Here is a 13,635-nt window from a genome sequence, read left to right as displayed (position 1 = left end):
CGGAGCGCCGTTCCCACAAAAAGAAAGTTGCGAGAACGATGCTTACGAGAACAAGGCTATAAGAAGAACGGGCTCGGTTGGAATAGAGACTCAACATCAGGTACGTATTTCTTGTCCACTAGGAACATCACTACGTGGTCATCCTGTTCGATTACGGTTCTATCGTGCGCGATAAGTACTTCTTCTCCGCGAACAATGGCACCAATGGTGGTGCCCGGTGGTAGTTTGATATCGCCAATCGCTCGGCCAACGACTTTCGATGTGGTTTCGTCACCGTGGGCAATGGCTTCGATTGCCTCAGCAGCGCCGCGACGTAGAGAGGATACGTTAACAATATCAGCACGACGAACGTGAGTAAGTAGCGCAGAAATGGTCGCCTGTTGTGGGGAGATTGCAATATCAATCACGCCACCTTGTACAAGGTCGACATAAGCACCGCGCTGAATCAGTACCATTACCTTCTTGGCACCCATGCGCTTAGCCAGCATTGCTGACATGATGTTGGTTTCATCTTCATTGGTTAGGGCAATGAATACATCAACTTGATCGATATTCTCTTCGGTTAGCAGCTCTTGGTCTGCGGCGTCACCACAGAATACGATGGTGTTTTCTAATTCTTCAGACAGCTTCTCTGCACGCGTGTAGCTGCGTTCGATAAGCTTGATGCTGTAGCTCTGCTCAAGGCGTTTCGCTAGGCTTGCACCGATGTTACCACCACCAACAATCATGATGCGGCGGTACGGTTTTTCTAGGCGTTGTAGCTCACTCATGACTGAGCGGATGTGGTTACTTGCCGCTACGAAGAACACTTCATCATCGGCTTCAATGATGGTGGTGCCTTGCGGGCGAATAGGGCGACCTTGACGGAAGATAGCCGCCACACGCGTATCGATGTGCGGCATGTGCTCACGCAAAGCAGACAGGGCATTACCAACCAGTGGACCACCGTAGTAAGCTTTTACCGCCACTAGGCTGACTTTCTGTTCTGCAAAGCTCACCACTTGTAGTGCGCCTGGGTATTGGATCAAACGCTCAATGTAGCTGGTCACCAGTTCTTCCGGTGCGATCAGGTGATCGACGGGGATAGCGCCAGATTTGAATAGCGCTTCTTTCTCTTCCAGATATTCTGGAGAACGAATACGGGCAATTCGGTTTGGTGTGTTGAAAAGAGAGAAGGCAACCTGACATGCAGCCATGTTGGTTTCATCCATGTTGGTTACAGCAACCAACATGTCGGCATCTTGCGCACCCGCCTCACGTAGTGTGTTTGGGTGGCTGGCATAACCGTTTACAACCCTAAGGTCGTACTTATCCTGAAGTTCACGAAGTCGGTCAGCATTACGGTCGACAATGGTGATGTCGTTGTTTTCACCAACCAGGTTTTCAGCAAGGGTGCCGCCAACTTGTCCAGCACCTAGGATAATGATCTTCATAGCCTTTCTCTTTTCTTTACCGTGGTAATTCTAGTTATCTAACTTTGTTTTGATAATGCACTAGAAAGAAACAGCGGCTAAGAAATAAATTCTTAGCCGCTGTTAGTTGTTATGCCTGTTTTACTAGAACTGCGTAGTAGAAGCCATCCATATCTTCTTCCCCAGGCAGTATTTGACGACCCGGATTTTCGATATCAGACCCAACCAGCGTTGCGTTCTCTGTACGTGCTAGGAACGCTTTCACTTGCAGCACGTTTTCTTGCGGCGTGATAGAACATGTCGCATAAACCATAGTGCCGCCTTCTTTCAGCTGACGCCACATTGCATCCATAATCTCGCTTTGCAGTTCAGCCAGTGCATCAATGTCAGATGCACGACGTAGCCACTTGATGTCAGGGTGACGGCGAATTACGCCGGTCGCTGAACAAGGTGCATCAAGCAGAATACGGTCGAACTTATCACCCATCCACCACTCTTCAGGGTAACGAGCATCGCCACAAATTACGTCGGCACGCAATTGTAGGCGCTCAAGGTTATCGTAAACACGGTCTAGGCGTTTAATGTCGCAGTCAATCGCAACCACTTCAGTATCGTTGGTATGCTCAAGAATGTGTGCCGTTTTACCACCTGGCGCAGCACAGCAATCTAGGATCAGCTCACCATTTTTTGGTGTTAGGTAATCAACCGAAAGCTGAGCAGCAGCGTCTTGCACAGATACCCAACCTCTGTCGAAGCCAGGAAGCAAAGTTACATCACAAGGTGCCGCTAATTTTATGGCATCGGCTGCTTCAGGGTGCAATGTGTATTCAATGTTTTCGTTTTTAAGCAGTTCAACATACTCGTCACGTGTGTGGTGTTGGCGGTTAACGCGCAGCCACATTGGTGCCTTGCTGTTGTTTGCTTCAACCAGTTGCTCCCATTGTTCTGGGTAGCTCTCTTGAAGCATTTTTAGAATCCAACTTGGGTGGCCGTATTTGCCTGCATTGTGGCTAACGGCTTTCTCGTCTAGTTCTTCTTGGTCACGTAGATAGCTACGTAGCACTGCGTTGATCAAACCACTAAGGCTTGGGCCGCGTAGTGTTTTAGTACCCTCAACCGTTTCAGCAACCGCGGCATGCGAAGGGATACGCATGAAGCTTAGTTGGTAAATGCCCACCAAGATTAGGTGGTGGAATACACGCTTTTTACCTTTTAGCGGGTTTTCCATCAGTTCGTTAGCGATTGACTCTAAACGAGGCAGGTAACGAAGTGCGCCGTAGCAAATCTCTTGCAGTAGAGCATGGTCTCGCGGACGGATCGTTTTTTGAGCCGCAGGGAGAGCGTGTGAAAGAGAGTGGCCTTTATCGACAACTTGGAATAGGACATTTGCAGCAGCAGCGCGAACATTCATGAGGGATACCGAATATTTATTTGAATACATGAGGACATCTCTGCCCTCGTAAAGGTTTTCTAAACAGTGTTTTTATAAGCTACACGTTTTTAAGTACACAGTGAGTAGCTTTAAAGTGGTTAAGAAAGTTGAGTGCCAACTTCAAACCAGCTTGCACGTGAGTTCAAGATATCCTGAACTGACATGGCTTTTTTGCCTGGAACTTGTAGTTGTTCAAGAACAAGTACGCCTTGTCCTGTCGCTACATAGATACCAGTTTTATCCGCTTGCAGAATGGTACCTGCAGGCTTATCAGAAGTTTGCTCTGCCACACGGCTTTGCCATACTTTAATACTGTTCTCAGCAGCTTCAAAGTGGCTCATTGGCCATGGGTTGAAGGCACGAACGCAGCGCTCAATATGCACAGCTTCATCACTCCAGTTGATACGCGCTTCTTCTTTGCTTAGCTTCTTCGCGTAGTTAGCAAGCTCATCGTCTTGCTTCTCTGCAACCGCTTTGCCAGAAGCGATGTCCGCTAAACATTCAACAAGCGCATCAGGGCCAAGGCCCGCTAACTTTTCGTACATTGATGCGCTGGTATCTGTCGCTTCGATAGGCAGTGTTGCGATACTTAGCATGTCGCCAGTATCTAGGCCGATATCCATCTGCATGATCGTCACGCCTGTCTCTTTATCACCCGCCCAAATAGAGCGTTGAATCGGAGCTGCACCACGCCAGCGCGGTAGGATAGAGCCGTGTACGTTGATACAACCTAAGCGAGGTGTATCTAATACAACCTGCGGAAGCAATAAGCCGTAAGCGACAACAACCATGATGTCAGCGTTCAATTCAGCTAGCTCTTGCTTAGCCTCATCTGACTTGAAGTTTTCTGGTTGGTAAACCGGAATATTGTTTTCAAGTGCGATGTTTTTTACTGGGCTCGCAGTGAGTTTTTTACCGCGGCCTGCTGGGCGATCTGGCTGTGTGTAAACAGCAATAACTTCATGCTCCGAAGACAACAACGCCGCCAAGTGACGGGCGGCGAAATCCGGAGTACCTGCGAAGACAATTCTTAAAGACTGACTCAAGGTAGGCTTCCTTCTAATTTAGTAATAGCAGCGGTGATTAACCCTGTTTCTCGTTGAAACGTTTAATCTTCGCTAGCTTATCTTGGATACGTTTACGCTTTAGTGGCGATAGGTAATCAACAAACAACTTGCCTTCTAGGTGGTCAAGTTCGTGCTGAACACAGATAGCCAGAAGGTCGTCAGCGTCGAATGTGAATTCGTTGCCGTCACGGTCTAATGCTTTAACCGTTACTTCTGCAGCGCGAGGTACTAGAGCTCGAGCGCCTGGTACAGACAGACAGCCTTCTTCGATACCATCTTCGCCACGTTTGTCGGTAATTTCAGGGTTGATTAGAACCATAGGTTCGTCACGTGTTTCTGAAATATCGATAACAACGATGCGCTGGTGGAAATCCACTTGCGTTGCCGCAAGGCCGATACCTTCTTCGTCGTACATGGTTTCAATCATGTCATCAACGAACTTTTGAATCTCTGGGGTAACTTCTTTTACCGGTTTCGCCACGGTACGTAGACGATCATCTGGTAATGTTAATACTTGTAATACAGACATATACACTCGAAATATTGAACTGTGCCGAAACAGCTTAAACCTTGTTGGCTCAATTCTAGACATTTTAGAGGTCAAATGACAGCATCCTGAAGGTAATTCTCAAATCAGATGTCATATATTCAGACCAAGGAACCTAGGTCATGCGTCATTTTTCTCCCATTTTTTCTCTTGTTTGTGCCTCTCTTTCGTTCGCCGCTACGGCTGAAAATAGTGCTCAACCCTTAACCATAAAGCAGGGCGCACCTGAGGCGTACGTGGTGGTGAAGGGCGATACTTTGTGGGATATCTCCGCGATGTATCTTGATAGCCCATGGCTGTGGCCGAGGTTATGGCAGGTAAACCCTGAGATAGAAAATCCTCACCTTATTTACCCCGGAGATAAATTGTCGCTGGTTTGGATTAATGGCGAGCCGGTATTGAGTCTTAAACCGGTTATCAAGCTGAGCCCTAAGATTCGTGTCTCGGAGAAGAAAGCGGTGCCTACCGTCAATGAGGGACTGGTTCTGCCGTATCTACAATCTGATCGCTTGGTTGAGCAGCAAGATATCCAATCGGCTCAACGAGTATTGGGAACCAGCGATGGCAAACGCTTCTTATCGGGTGAGGACCGATTGTTTATCTCGGGCAACCAACAGCATCAAAAATGGGGTATCTACCGTGCTGTCGAGACTTATCAAAGGCAACAACCCCAAGTGAGTATGACCTCGCTACGTTTGGTCGCAACGGCGCGTCTAAAAGAAGTCGATGATGAGTTCAGTGGCTTGCAGATAGAGACTCAGCTGCAAGAGGTGCTGCTTAACGATCTAGTGTTGCCGGAGCTTGGAGTCGATCAGGTCAATCTCTCAACCACGTTTTACCCTGCACCTAGTGCGGCGGGTCAGTTTGCTAATATCTTTGGCTCATTAGATGGGAGCCAGTACCGCGCGAAGAATCAGGTGGTTGTTATCAACAAAGGTTCACAGGATAACCTTCGCCAAGGCTCTATGTTTACGCTCAGTGAAAGTGGTGCAGTCGTGTTTGGTAAGCAAGGTGAGTACAGCTATAAAGAGTCGGCGGCGAGCGATAAAGTTCAGTTACCAAGTACCTCGCTGGGTAGCTTGATGGTCATTCGTCCTTATGAATATTTTAGCCTCGCGTTGATCACTCAAAGCTCTAAGCCGGTTAGCAATGACATTCTGGCTGTATCGCCTTTGGACCTTGCTTTGACGGAAGAGGTTAAGGGCATCGAGTGAATGAGCAACAACTGAGTGCTTGGCTAACTCTAAGCTTTGTTCCGCAATTGGGTGGCAAACGCCTTTCTCGCTTGCTGAGTATCGATTCCCCTTCGAATATTGTTGGCTACTCAAGTCAGCAACTCCAAGCGCTTGGTTTGTCAGCTAAGCAGATATCTTATCTAAGAGAACAAGCCCCAAGAGAAGTAGAGGCTTGCTTAGCATGGCAAGCAAAACAATCTAACCATCACATCATAACCCCGAATTGCCCACATTATCCCAAACTCCTCAATGAGATTGCCTCTGCGCCCAGTGTTCTTTTCGTTAAAGGACACGTCGAAAAACTGATTGAACCTCAAATCGCTATGGTCGGCAGTCGTAACGCCAGTCTCGAAGGGCTGCAAACTGCGAAGTCCTTTGCCAAAGAGTTTGTCCAAAACGGCTTGATTGTCACCAGTGGCTTAGCGCTCGGTATTGATGGCTACGCTCATGATGGAGCTTTAGATAAAGGAGGGGAAACTTTTGCGGTGTTGGGCTCAGGCTTGGACTCCATTTACCCTGCACGACACCGAAATCTCGCGGAGAGGATCTGTGAGAATGGTGCGTTGATTTCAGAGTTTCGCCCAAGCGCTAAGCCTCGACCTGAACATTTCCCTCGGCGTAACCGTATTATAAGTGGGTTGTCTTTGGGGACTCTCGTTGTTGAGGCGGCTGAGAAAAGCGGTTCTCTGATTACGGCGCGCTATGCGATGGAGCAAGGTCGCGAAGTGTTTGCACTGCCAGGTTCGATTCATAACCCAACCAGTCGCGGGGGCAACAGTCTAATCAAAGCTGGGGCATGTTTGGTACAGAGCGCTCAAGATGTTCTAATTGAAATAAAGAGTCTGTTAGACTGGTCTATAGATCAGCAGCCCAGTTTGTTCGAGCCTACGCCGAACAAGAGTGAAAATGAACAATTGCCATTTCCACAGCTGTTAGCTAACGTAGGATTAGAGGCGACACCCGTTGATATTTTGGCACAGAGAACCCATATACCTGTGCATGAGGTCATGATGCAGCTTTTAGAGCTTGAGCTCTCAGGGCATGTTGTTGCAGTTTCCGGTGGCTATATTCGAAAGGGGAGAGGCTAGCTATGATGATGGACATACTGATGTACTTGTTTGAAACCTACATCCATAGCGATTCTGAATTGCAGGTGGATCAAGATGAGCTGGAAGATGAGCTTCTTCGAGCAGGGTTTCACCAAGACGATATTTATAAGGCCCTCCATTGGTTAGAAGATCTTGCTGCACTGCAAGATACCGACAACCAAGCGGCGATTACTATGTGCTCCAATACTTCGATGCGTGTTTACACCAGTCGAGAGGTATCGCGTATTAATATGGAGTGTCGAGGTTTCTTACTGTTCCTTGAGCAGATCAACGTGCTCACGACAGAGATTCGTGAAATGGTGATTGATCGTGTGATGGGGCTTGAGACCAACGAATTTGAATTGGATGATCTGAAATGGATTATCTTAATGGTGCTATTTAATGTGCCGGGTAATGAAAGTGCTTACACGCAAATGGAAGAGCTGTTGTACACCAAAGAGCAAGGTATCTTGCATTAATACAGGCTTGTCATGAGTAGTAAGATTGATAATCAGCTTTTTTCAGCACATGAAAATGCGTTAGAGCATGAACCATGTCCGCAGTGTGGTGGGGAGCTTCAGCTTCGCCATGGTAAGCACGGCCCATTTTTAGGCTGTAAGCAGTATCCGAGCTGTGATTACATCAAGCCTCTTCATCAAAATGATGGTCATGTGGTGAAAGAGCTGGGCGTGCCGTGCCCTAAATGCCAAAACGAGTTGGTATTAAGGCAAGGTCGCTTTGGCATGTTCATTGGTTGTAGTAGTTACCCAACGTGTAATCACATCGAATCTTTGGATCAACCGAAAGAACAACCTGAAGAGCAGCCACTTGTTGCCTGCCCTGAGTGTGGTCGAGGCCATTTGGTTGAGCGTAAATCTCGCTACGGCAAAACCTTCTATGCGTGCGATAACTACCCTAAGTGTAAGTTCGCCGTTAATCAGCCACCTGTTATAGGTCGTTGTGAACAGTGCCAGTTCCCGTTGTTGCTGGAAAAGAAAACGGCCAGTGGTACTAAGAAGCAATGTGCTGATCGTAAGTGTCATCACATTCAATCTCAGTAGTGATGTTAATTGCAGTAAGTGAATGACCAGAAATAAAAAAACGGCGCTCAATGAGCGCCGTTTCTATATCCAATAAACTTTTTATATCAATAAACCAATGTAGGCTTACTTCATCTGTTCAGCAAACTCATGCACAGCAGGGTAGGCTTGCTTATCAAGAATATCAGCCAATGAGCACAATGCTCTTTGTAGCTCTGCGTTGTAGTCAGCACTCACGTTAATGTGGCCCATCTTACGACCTGCACGCTTCTCTTTGCCATACCAATGAACATGACAGCCACCTAGAGCCAGAATAGCCTCAGGTAGGGTATCTTCACCAAGAATGTTGATCATTGCGGTCGGGCGAATCAGTTTGGTGCTGCCTAGTGGCATACCACACACGGCACGTAGATGGTTCTCAAACTGACAAGTTTCAGCGCCTTGCTGTGTCCAGTGGCCTGAGTTATGAACACGTGGTGCAATCTCATTAACCAGCAGTGAACCTTGAACATCAAAGAACTCAAGTGCTAGCACGCCGACGTAGTCCAAACGCTCTGCTACTGCAGTGAACATGGTTTTTGCTTGCTCTTGCAGTTCAATGTTGTCAATGGCTGTTGATAAGCTCAACACGCCGTCGGTGTGCACATTTTCAGCCAGTGGATACACTTGTATCTCGCCATTGGTACCACGAGCACCAACCAGTGATACTTCGCGGTCAAATGGAACAAACTCTTCTGCCACAATGGCTTGGTTATCTGTTGCAGCAATGCACTCAGCCATTTCTGCCCAAGTCGCGTTAACATTGTCTAATGTCTTTAAGCGCCATTGACCTTTGCCATCGTAGCCGCCAAGCGTGCTCTTCAATACCATTGGTAAGCCAACGTGAGCGATCGCAGCATCAAAGTCTTCGCGAGAGTTAATCACGTAGTACTTAGCATTTTTCACGTTCGCTTCGTCTAACAGCGTTTTTTCAAGGCGACGGTCACCGCCGGCTTTGATTGCTTCTGTTGTCGGTAAGAACTTACCGCTGCGCTCACATACCTCAAGTACATCGTGAGGGATATGTTCGAATTCAGCAGTAATGACGTCCGCACGCTCAATCGCATTTTCTAAGCCGTTGCCTAGAATCGCTTGCGTTAATGGGTGAACAATATTTTTGCTGCCAACATCAAAAGCAGAAATTTCAATATTCAGTGGTGCCCCAGCTAGGGACATCATGCGAGCAAGTTGGCCCGCGCCTAACACAAGAACATGCATGGGAATTAGTCCTCTGCAGGGTTTGGATTAGCCAGAACCGTTTCTGTTTGCTCAGAGCGGAACGCTTCTACTTTTGCCATTACTTCTTCATTGTGTGTACCAATGATTTGAGCGGCTAGGATGCCTGCATTGGCAGCGCCAGCTTCACCGATAGCCAAAGTACCTACCGCGATGCCTTTTGGCATCTGCACGATAGAAAGCAGAGAATCCATACCTTTCAGTGCTTTAGACTGAACAGGAACACCCAAAACTGGTACGCTTGTGAAAGCAGCAGCCATGCCCGGTAGGTGTGCTGCGCCGCCAGCACCTGCAATAATCACTTTAATACCGCGCTCTTTCGCACTGGTTGCGTAGTCTGCAAGCAACTGAGGTGTGCGGTGAGCAGAAACCACTTTTGTTTCGTACGCTACGCCAAACTGATCCAACATTTCTGCAGCTAGCTTCATTGTTGGCCAATCAGATTTAGAACCCATGATAATACCGACAGTCATCTCAAACTCCTTCAGGTACGATTTAATTAGTGATTAGATATTTTGCGCGCATTATACGGGTAAAATTGCTTAAGGAAAACGTTTGCGTCAGTCTAAGTTGTTAATTGATACATTTTATAAACAAATAGCTTTAGTCACAGTGAATGATAATTTGTACACTTAGTGAGTTAGATAACTGAATTAATGAGGCAACCCGTGGATAACTTTCAACATACTTTGCAGGCATTACAACAAGGTGAAGTCATTGCTTACCCGACTGAAGGCGTTTTTGGGGTCGGTTGTGATCCTGATAATCCACATGCCATCCAGAAATTACTCGAGTTAAAACAACGCCCAGTTGAAAAGGGTTTGATCCTAATTGCGGCAAGTTACGAGCAACTGTTACCTTACATTGATGAAAGCCAATTGACGGAAGAACAGTTGGCAACAGTGAAAGCGACATGGCCAGGTCCAGTCACTTGGATCATGCCAACCAGCAGCAAAGTTACTGACTGGGTAAGTGGTCAGTTTGATTCCATCGCGGTACGAGTGACTGATCACCCTTTGGTTCAAAGAATGTGTAATGAGTTTGGTAAGCCGTTAACCTCTACCAGTGCTAACTTGACCGGCGAGCCGCCTTGTATGACGACTGAAGAAGTTCAGCAGCAACTTGGCCAACATTTGGTGGCTATTTTAGAAGGTCAAACGGGTGGTCGTGAGAAGCCAAGCGAAATTAGAGATGCAAAAACGTCGAAAATATTAAGACAGGGTTAAACTCTGCAGAGGAAGAAAGATGCCAGCAATTGATAAAGAAGCAGTAAAGCAGTTTTTACTGAGCCTACAAGATTCTATTTGCCAACAGCTTGAACAAGCTGATGGCGCAGCACTGTTTGAAGAAGATGCATGGCAGCGTGAACCTGGCGAGCGCCTTGGTGGCGGTGGTCGAACTCGTGTAATGACCAACGGTGCGGTATTTGAGCAAGGTGGGGTTAACTTCTCTCACGTAGCGGGTAAGGCAATGCCTGCCTCAGCCACCGCTCATCGCCCCGAATTAGCCGGGCGCAAGTTTGAGGCGATGGGGGTTTCATTAGTTATCCATCCTAAAAACCCATATATCCCAACCTCACACGCGAACGTTCGATTTTTCATTGCGGAAAAAGAAGGGGAAGACCCAATTTGGTGGTTTGGTGGTGGTTTTGACTTAACGCCATTTTATCCTGTCGACGAAGACTGCCAATCTTGGCATCAAACAGCCAAAGATCTTTGTGCGCCATTTGGTGATGATGTTTATCAAGAGCACAAAGAATGGTGTGATAAGTACTTCTATCTTCCACATAGAGACGAAACACGCGGTGTGGGTGGGTTGTTCTTTGATGATCTTAACGAGTGGGGCTTTGAAAAGAGCTTTGCTTATATGCAGGCGGTCGGTGAAGGTTTTGCAGCCGCATACTTACCAATTGTAGAACGACGCAAAGAGACGCCTTATGGTGAGCGCGAGCGTGATTTCCAACTTTATCGTCGTGGTCGCTATGTTGAATTTAACTTAGTGTATGACCGTGGCACCCTATTTGGTCTGCAAAGCGGTGGTCGCACAGAGTCTATATTGATGTCGATGCCGCCATTGGCTCGTTGGGAATACCGCTACGAACCACAAGCGGGTTCACCGGAAGCTCTGCTTTATAGCGACTACCTAAAACCTCGAGTTTGGTAGTTCTTCCTTCCTTATAGGGATAGTGATAGGGTCATCTATATAGATGACCCTTTTATTATTTCTGTTAGGTAAGGATATGACACAGCAAGTAGATCGTTATGCCGTTTTCGGTAACCCTATTGGGCAAAGCAAATCGCCATTCATTCACACATTATTTGCTCGCCAAACCAGCCAACAACTTACCTATACAGCATTACAGCCAGAGCATGGTGAATTTATCACTGCTGCCAAAGCCTTTTTCAGTGAAGGTGGTCGAGGATGTAATGTCACAGCGCCTTTTAAAGAAGATGCCTATCAGTTTGCTAATCGCCTAACTGAGAGAGCTGAACTGGCCGGTGCCGTAAATACCCTTAAGAAGTTAGATGATGGAGAGATCATTGGTGATAACACCGATGGTGAGGGTTTAGTTCAAGACCTGCTTCAACATCAAGTAACGCTAAAAGGAGCACGTGTTCTTCTTCTTGGCGCTGGTGGTGCTGCAAGAGGAGTGATTCAACCTCTTCTTGACCAAAAGCCACAACAGTTGGTGATCGCTAACCGAACCAGTTCAAAGGCAGAACTATTGGCTGAGATGTTTTCGTCGCATGGAAATATCAAAGGTATGGGGCTAAGTGATGTAAATGATGGCTTTGATGTCATTATTAACTCGACCTCATCTGGTCTAAGTGGGCAGCTTCCTGAAGTGTCTGACGTTATTTTCAATTCTAATAGTGCCGTTTATGACATGGTTTACGGATCGGGAACTACGGTATTCAATCAATGGGCATTAGATAATGGTGTTCATGCTGCTTATGATGGTTTGGGTATGTTAGTGGGGCAGGCTGCAGAGAGCTTTATGCTTTGGCGTGGCCTTCGCCCGGGAACAAAACAGATTTTAAGAGAATTACGTAAAAACCTAGAGATGTAACGAGGTATTTATAAAAAATGAATCAATCAATTCTATTTCCTGATATCCAAGATTGGGATGAAGAGAGCCGAACAATCACCTTCCCAGCACAACAGTCGGGTGCATTGATCGAATGTGTCATGTCTATTGAAGAATTATCACGATTGGCAGGTAGAGATATAGAAGAAGGCGATCAAGCTTTAGTTATCTTTTCAGAGTTACGTTTCGATATTGAAGAGCTAGCGGAAGAGTTAATAGAAGAAGAGGAGTATGACTCCTCTAATCGGATTCAGATCAAAGCGCTTTAGACTGGAAGTACAGAGTCTAGATAATCGTTTTTATTCTGAACATAGTTGTCAGCTGACTTCTGTAAAAAGGCACGTTCTTTATCATTTAATGGGCGTGCTTGTTTTACTGGGCTTCCTACATATAGATAACCGCTTTCAAGTACCTTGTTTGGTGGTACTAAGCTACCAGCACCAATCATCACTTCTTGTTGGATAATCACGCCATCCAACACGATCGCTCCCATACCAACCAGTACACGATCTTCAATCGTGCAGCCATGCAGCATTACTTTATGCCCGATAGTGACATCATTGCCTATTAATAGAGGATAACCCTCAGGGTTTTCTGCATTCTTATGAGTGACGTGCAAAACACTGCCGTCTTGGATATTCGTTCTCTCTCCAATATGAATGTGGTTCACATCTCCTCGAGCTGCAACCAAAGGCCACACACTAGAGTCATCACCGATTTTGATATCACCAACCAGTACCGAACTTGTATCTATATAGACACCTTGCCCAATCTGGGGGGATATTCCTTTATAACTGCGTATTGAACTCATAAATCCTCCTTTATATAGGCACCTTAAGCCCTTAATTAAGGGGAATACTAGTGAAAATGGGGTGTTTTGAACAAAAAACGCTCGAACAATCAAAAAAGTAAGAAAAACTTCAAAAAGGGCTTGCCAGTGTGATCGAAATCTCTATAATGCCACCTCGCTGACACGGGATGGCTTCTTAGGAAACCAAAACGAATCAGCAGGTCAAATTAGCCAAGCTAAGCGCTTGAAAAAAGTTTTGAAAATAGTGGTTGACACTAAAACTTAAATCGCTAAAATGGCCGTCCGATTTGAGCGAAGCTCAAAAAGGAAAAGCTCTTTAAAAATTTAAACCTATCAATCTGTGTGGGCACTCGTTGATGAATATCAAAACGTTATTACTTAGGTAGTAACAGTTACTTCGGTAACAAAATTGATTTCAATGAACTGAGTGACCAATACAAATAACCTCGGTTATTTGGCACAGTCAATTCATTATCATTCTGTTGGGATGGTAATAGCTTTAGAATTACATAGTAGTTTTGAAGTCAGTATTCGTTGAGTCACAAAATCTTAAATTGAAGAGTTTGATCATGGCTCAGATTGAACGCTGGCGGCAGGCCTAACACATGCAAGTCGAGCGGAAACGACACTAACAATCCTT

15 protein-coding genes are annotated in these 13,635 nt (G+C 46.3%); 8 read left to right on the top strand and 7 right to left on the bottom strand.

The window, feature by feature from the left end:
* Positions 1-56 precede the first annotated feature (56 nt).
* The 4 genes from trkA to def form a co-directional block, all read right to left on the bottom strand.
* Positions 57-1,433, bottom strand: a complete 1,377-nt coding sequence (gene trkA / locus ATB74_RS21615; RefSeq protein WP_004739332.1) for a Trk system potassium transporter TrkA — start codon at positions 1,431-1,433, stop codon at positions 57-59.
* A gap of 109 nt (positions 1,434-1,542) precedes the next feature.
* Positions 1,543-2,823, bottom strand: a complete 1,281-nt coding sequence (gene rsmB, locus ATB74_RS21610; RefSeq protein ID WP_061019714.1) for a 16S rRNA (cytosine(967)-C(5))-methyltransferase RsmB — start codon at positions 2,821-2,823, stop codon at positions 1,543-1,545.
* Positions 2,824-2,942: 119 nt separating this feature from the next.
* The gene (fmt, locus tag ATB74_RS21605) at positions 2,943-3,890 is read right to left on the bottom strand and encodes a methionyl-tRNA formyltransferase (protein ID WP_061019713.1); all 948 of its coding nucleotides are present in this window, start codon (positions 3,888-3,890) and stop codon (positions 2,943-2,945) included.
* A gap of 37 nt (positions 3,891-3,927) precedes the next feature.
* Positions 3,928-4,440 carry a peptide deformylase gene (gene def / locus ATB74_RS21600; protein ID WP_048611208.1) on the bottom strand — a complete coding sequence of 171 codons (513 nt, stop codon included), beginning with the start codon at positions 4,438-4,440 and terminating at the stop codon, positions 3,928-3,930.
* Between the two features lie 140 nt (positions 4,441-4,580).
* Between def and ATB74_RS21595 the strand changes: the two genes are divergently transcribed.
* Genes ATB74_RS21595 through ATB74_RS21580 form a run of 4 tightly spaced genes read left to right on the top strand, consistent with a single transcriptional unit; the run spans position 4,581 to position 7,842 of the window.
* On the top strand, positions 4,581-5,672 hold the full coding sequence (locus ATB74_RS21595) for a LysM peptidoglycan-binding domain-containing protein (RefSeq protein WP_061019712.1): 1,092 nt from the start codon (positions 4,581-4,583) through the stop codon (positions 5,670-5,672).
* Entirely contained in the window at positions 5,669-6,781 is a 1,113-nt protein-coding gene (dprA, locus tag ATB74_RS21590; protein WP_061019711.1) for a DNA-processing protein DprA, read from the top strand. The genes ATB74_RS21595 and dprA overlap by 4 nt, the downstream gene beginning before the upstream one ends.
* Before the next feature lie 2 nt (positions 6,782-6,783).
* Positions 6,784-7,260: a DUF494 family protein gene (locus ATB74_RS21585; protein WP_048657837.1), complete on the top strand. Its 477-nt coding sequence runs from the start codon at positions 6,784-6,786 to the stop codon at positions 7,258-7,260.
* 12 nt (positions 7,261-7,272) lie between these two features.
* Entirely contained in the window at positions 7,273-7,842 is a 570-nt protein-coding gene (locus ATB74_RS21580; RefSeq protein ID WP_061019710.1) for a DNA topoisomerase family protein, read from the top strand.
* A gap of 105 nt (positions 7,843-7,947) precedes the next feature.
* Here the strand turns inward: ATB74_RS21580 and ATB74_RS21575 are convergent, their stop codons facing one another.
* Together ATB74_RS21575 and purE are read right to left on the bottom strand one after the other, a co-directional pair.
* Complete coding sequence (locus ATB74_RS21575) at positions 7,948-9,078, bottom strand: 5-(carboxyamino)imidazole ribonucleotide synthase (protein ID WP_061019709.1); 1,131 nt, start codon at positions 9,076-9,078, stop codon at positions 7,948-7,950.
* 5 nt (positions 9,079-9,083) lie between these two features.
* Positions 9,084-9,569, bottom strand: a complete 486-nt coding sequence (gene purE, locus ATB74_RS21570) for a 5-(carboxyamino)imidazole ribonucleotide mutase (RefSeq protein ID WP_004735777.1) — start codon at positions 9,567-9,569, stop codon at positions 9,084-9,086.
* Between the two features lie 195 nt (positions 9,570-9,764).
* Here purE and ATB74_RS21565 point away from each other — a divergent pair, with 195 nt between their 5' ends.
* From ATB74_RS21565 to ATB74_RS21550, 4 genes are all read left to right on the top strand, one after another.
* Positions 9,765-10,322, top strand: coding sequence for an L-threonylcarbamoyladenylate synthase (locus ATB74_RS21565; RefSeq protein ID WP_060983489.1), 558 nt, complete (start codon positions 9,765-9,767; stop codon positions 10,320-10,322).
* A 19-nt stretch (positions 10,323-10,341) separates the two neighbouring features.
* Entirely contained in the window at positions 10,342-11,259 is a 918-nt protein-coding gene (gene hemF, locus ATB74_RS21560) for an oxygen-dependent coproporphyrinogen oxidase (RefSeq protein ID WP_061019708.1), read from the top strand.
* A gap of 76 nt (positions 11,260-11,335) precedes the next feature.
* Positions 11,336-12,166: a shikimate dehydrogenase gene (gene aroE, locus ATB74_RS21555; protein WP_060983491.1), complete on the top strand. Its 831-nt coding sequence runs from the start codon at positions 11,336-11,338 to the stop codon at positions 12,164-12,166.
* A gap of 17 nt (positions 12,167-12,183) precedes the next feature.
* Complete coding sequence (locus ATB74_RS21550) at positions 12,184-12,453, top strand: DUF1488 domain-containing protein (protein WP_060983492.1); 270 nt, start codon at positions 12,184-12,186, stop codon at positions 12,451-12,453.
* Here the strand turns inward: ATB74_RS21550 and ATB74_RS21545 are convergent.
* Positions 12,450-12,995: a gamma carbonic anhydrase family protein gene (locus tag ATB74_RS21545; RefSeq protein WP_060983493.1), complete on the bottom strand. Its 546-nt coding sequence runs from the start codon at positions 12,993-12,995 to the stop codon at positions 12,450-12,452. The two genes, ATB74_RS21550 and ATB74_RS21545, sit on opposite strands and share 4 nt — an antisense overlap.
* Positions 12,996-13,635: the final 640 nt, after the last annotated feature.

It is taken from the genome of Vibrio splendidus (assembly GCF_001557875.1).
Taxonomy (GTDB): Bacteria; Pseudomonadota; Gammaproteobacteria; order Enterobacterales; family Vibrionaceae; genus Vibrio; species Vibrio splendidus_F.
Note: the sequence above shows the minus strand (reverse complement) of the source record. Positions and strands in the feature narration are given on the sequence as shown.

What these genes read in the sequence shown, in the direction of transcription:
- ATB74_RS21575 (WP_061019709.1), bottom strand. Translation starts at nt 9,078, where the DNA reads ATGCATGTTCTTGTGTTAGGCGCGGGCCAACTTGCTCGCATGATGTCC.
- aroE (WP_060983491.1), top strand. Translation starts at nt 11,336, where the DNA reads ATGACACAGCAAGTAGATCGTTATGCCGTTTTCGGTAACCCTATTGGG.
- ATB74_RS21595 (WP_061019712.1), top strand. Translation starts at nt 4,581, where the DNA reads ATGCGTCATTTTTCTCCCATTTTTTCTCTTGTTTGTGCCTCTCTTTCG.
- def (WP_048611208.1), bottom strand. Translation starts at nt 4,440, where the DNA reads ATGTCTGTATTACAAGTATTAACATTACCAGATGATCGTCTACGTACC.
- trkA (WP_004739332.1), bottom strand. Translation starts at nt 1,433, where the DNA reads ATGAAGATCATTATCCTAGGTGCTGGACAAGTTGGCGGCACCCTTGCT.
- ATB74_RS21550 (WP_060983492.1), top strand. Translation starts at nt 12,184, where the DNA reads ATGAATCAATCAATTCTATTTCCTGATATCCAAGATTGGGATGAAGAG.
- hemF (WP_061019708.1), top strand. Translation starts at nt 10,342, where the DNA reads ATGCCAGCAATTGATAAAGAAGCAGTAAAGCAGTTTTTACTGAGCCTA.
- ATB74_RS21545 (WP_060983493.1), bottom strand. Translation starts at nt 12,995, where the DNA reads ATGAGTTCAATACGCAGTTATAAAGGAATATCCCCCCAGATTGGGCAA.
- ATB74_RS21580 (WP_061019710.1), top strand. Translation starts at nt 7,273, where the DNA reads ATGAGTAGTAAGATTGATAATCAGCTTTTTTCAGCACATGAAAATGCG.
- ATB74_RS21585 (WP_048657837.1), top strand. Translation starts at nt 6,784, where the DNA reads ATGATGATGGACATACTGATGTACTTGTTTGAAACCTACATCCATAGC.
- purE (WP_004735777.1), bottom strand. Translation starts at nt 9,569, where the DNA reads ATGACTGTCGGTATTATCATGGGTTCTAAATCTGATTGGCCAACAATG.
- rsmB (WP_061019714.1), bottom strand. Translation starts at nt 2,823, where the DNA reads ATGAATGTTCGCGCTGCTGCTGCAAATGTCCTATTCCAAGTTGTCGAT.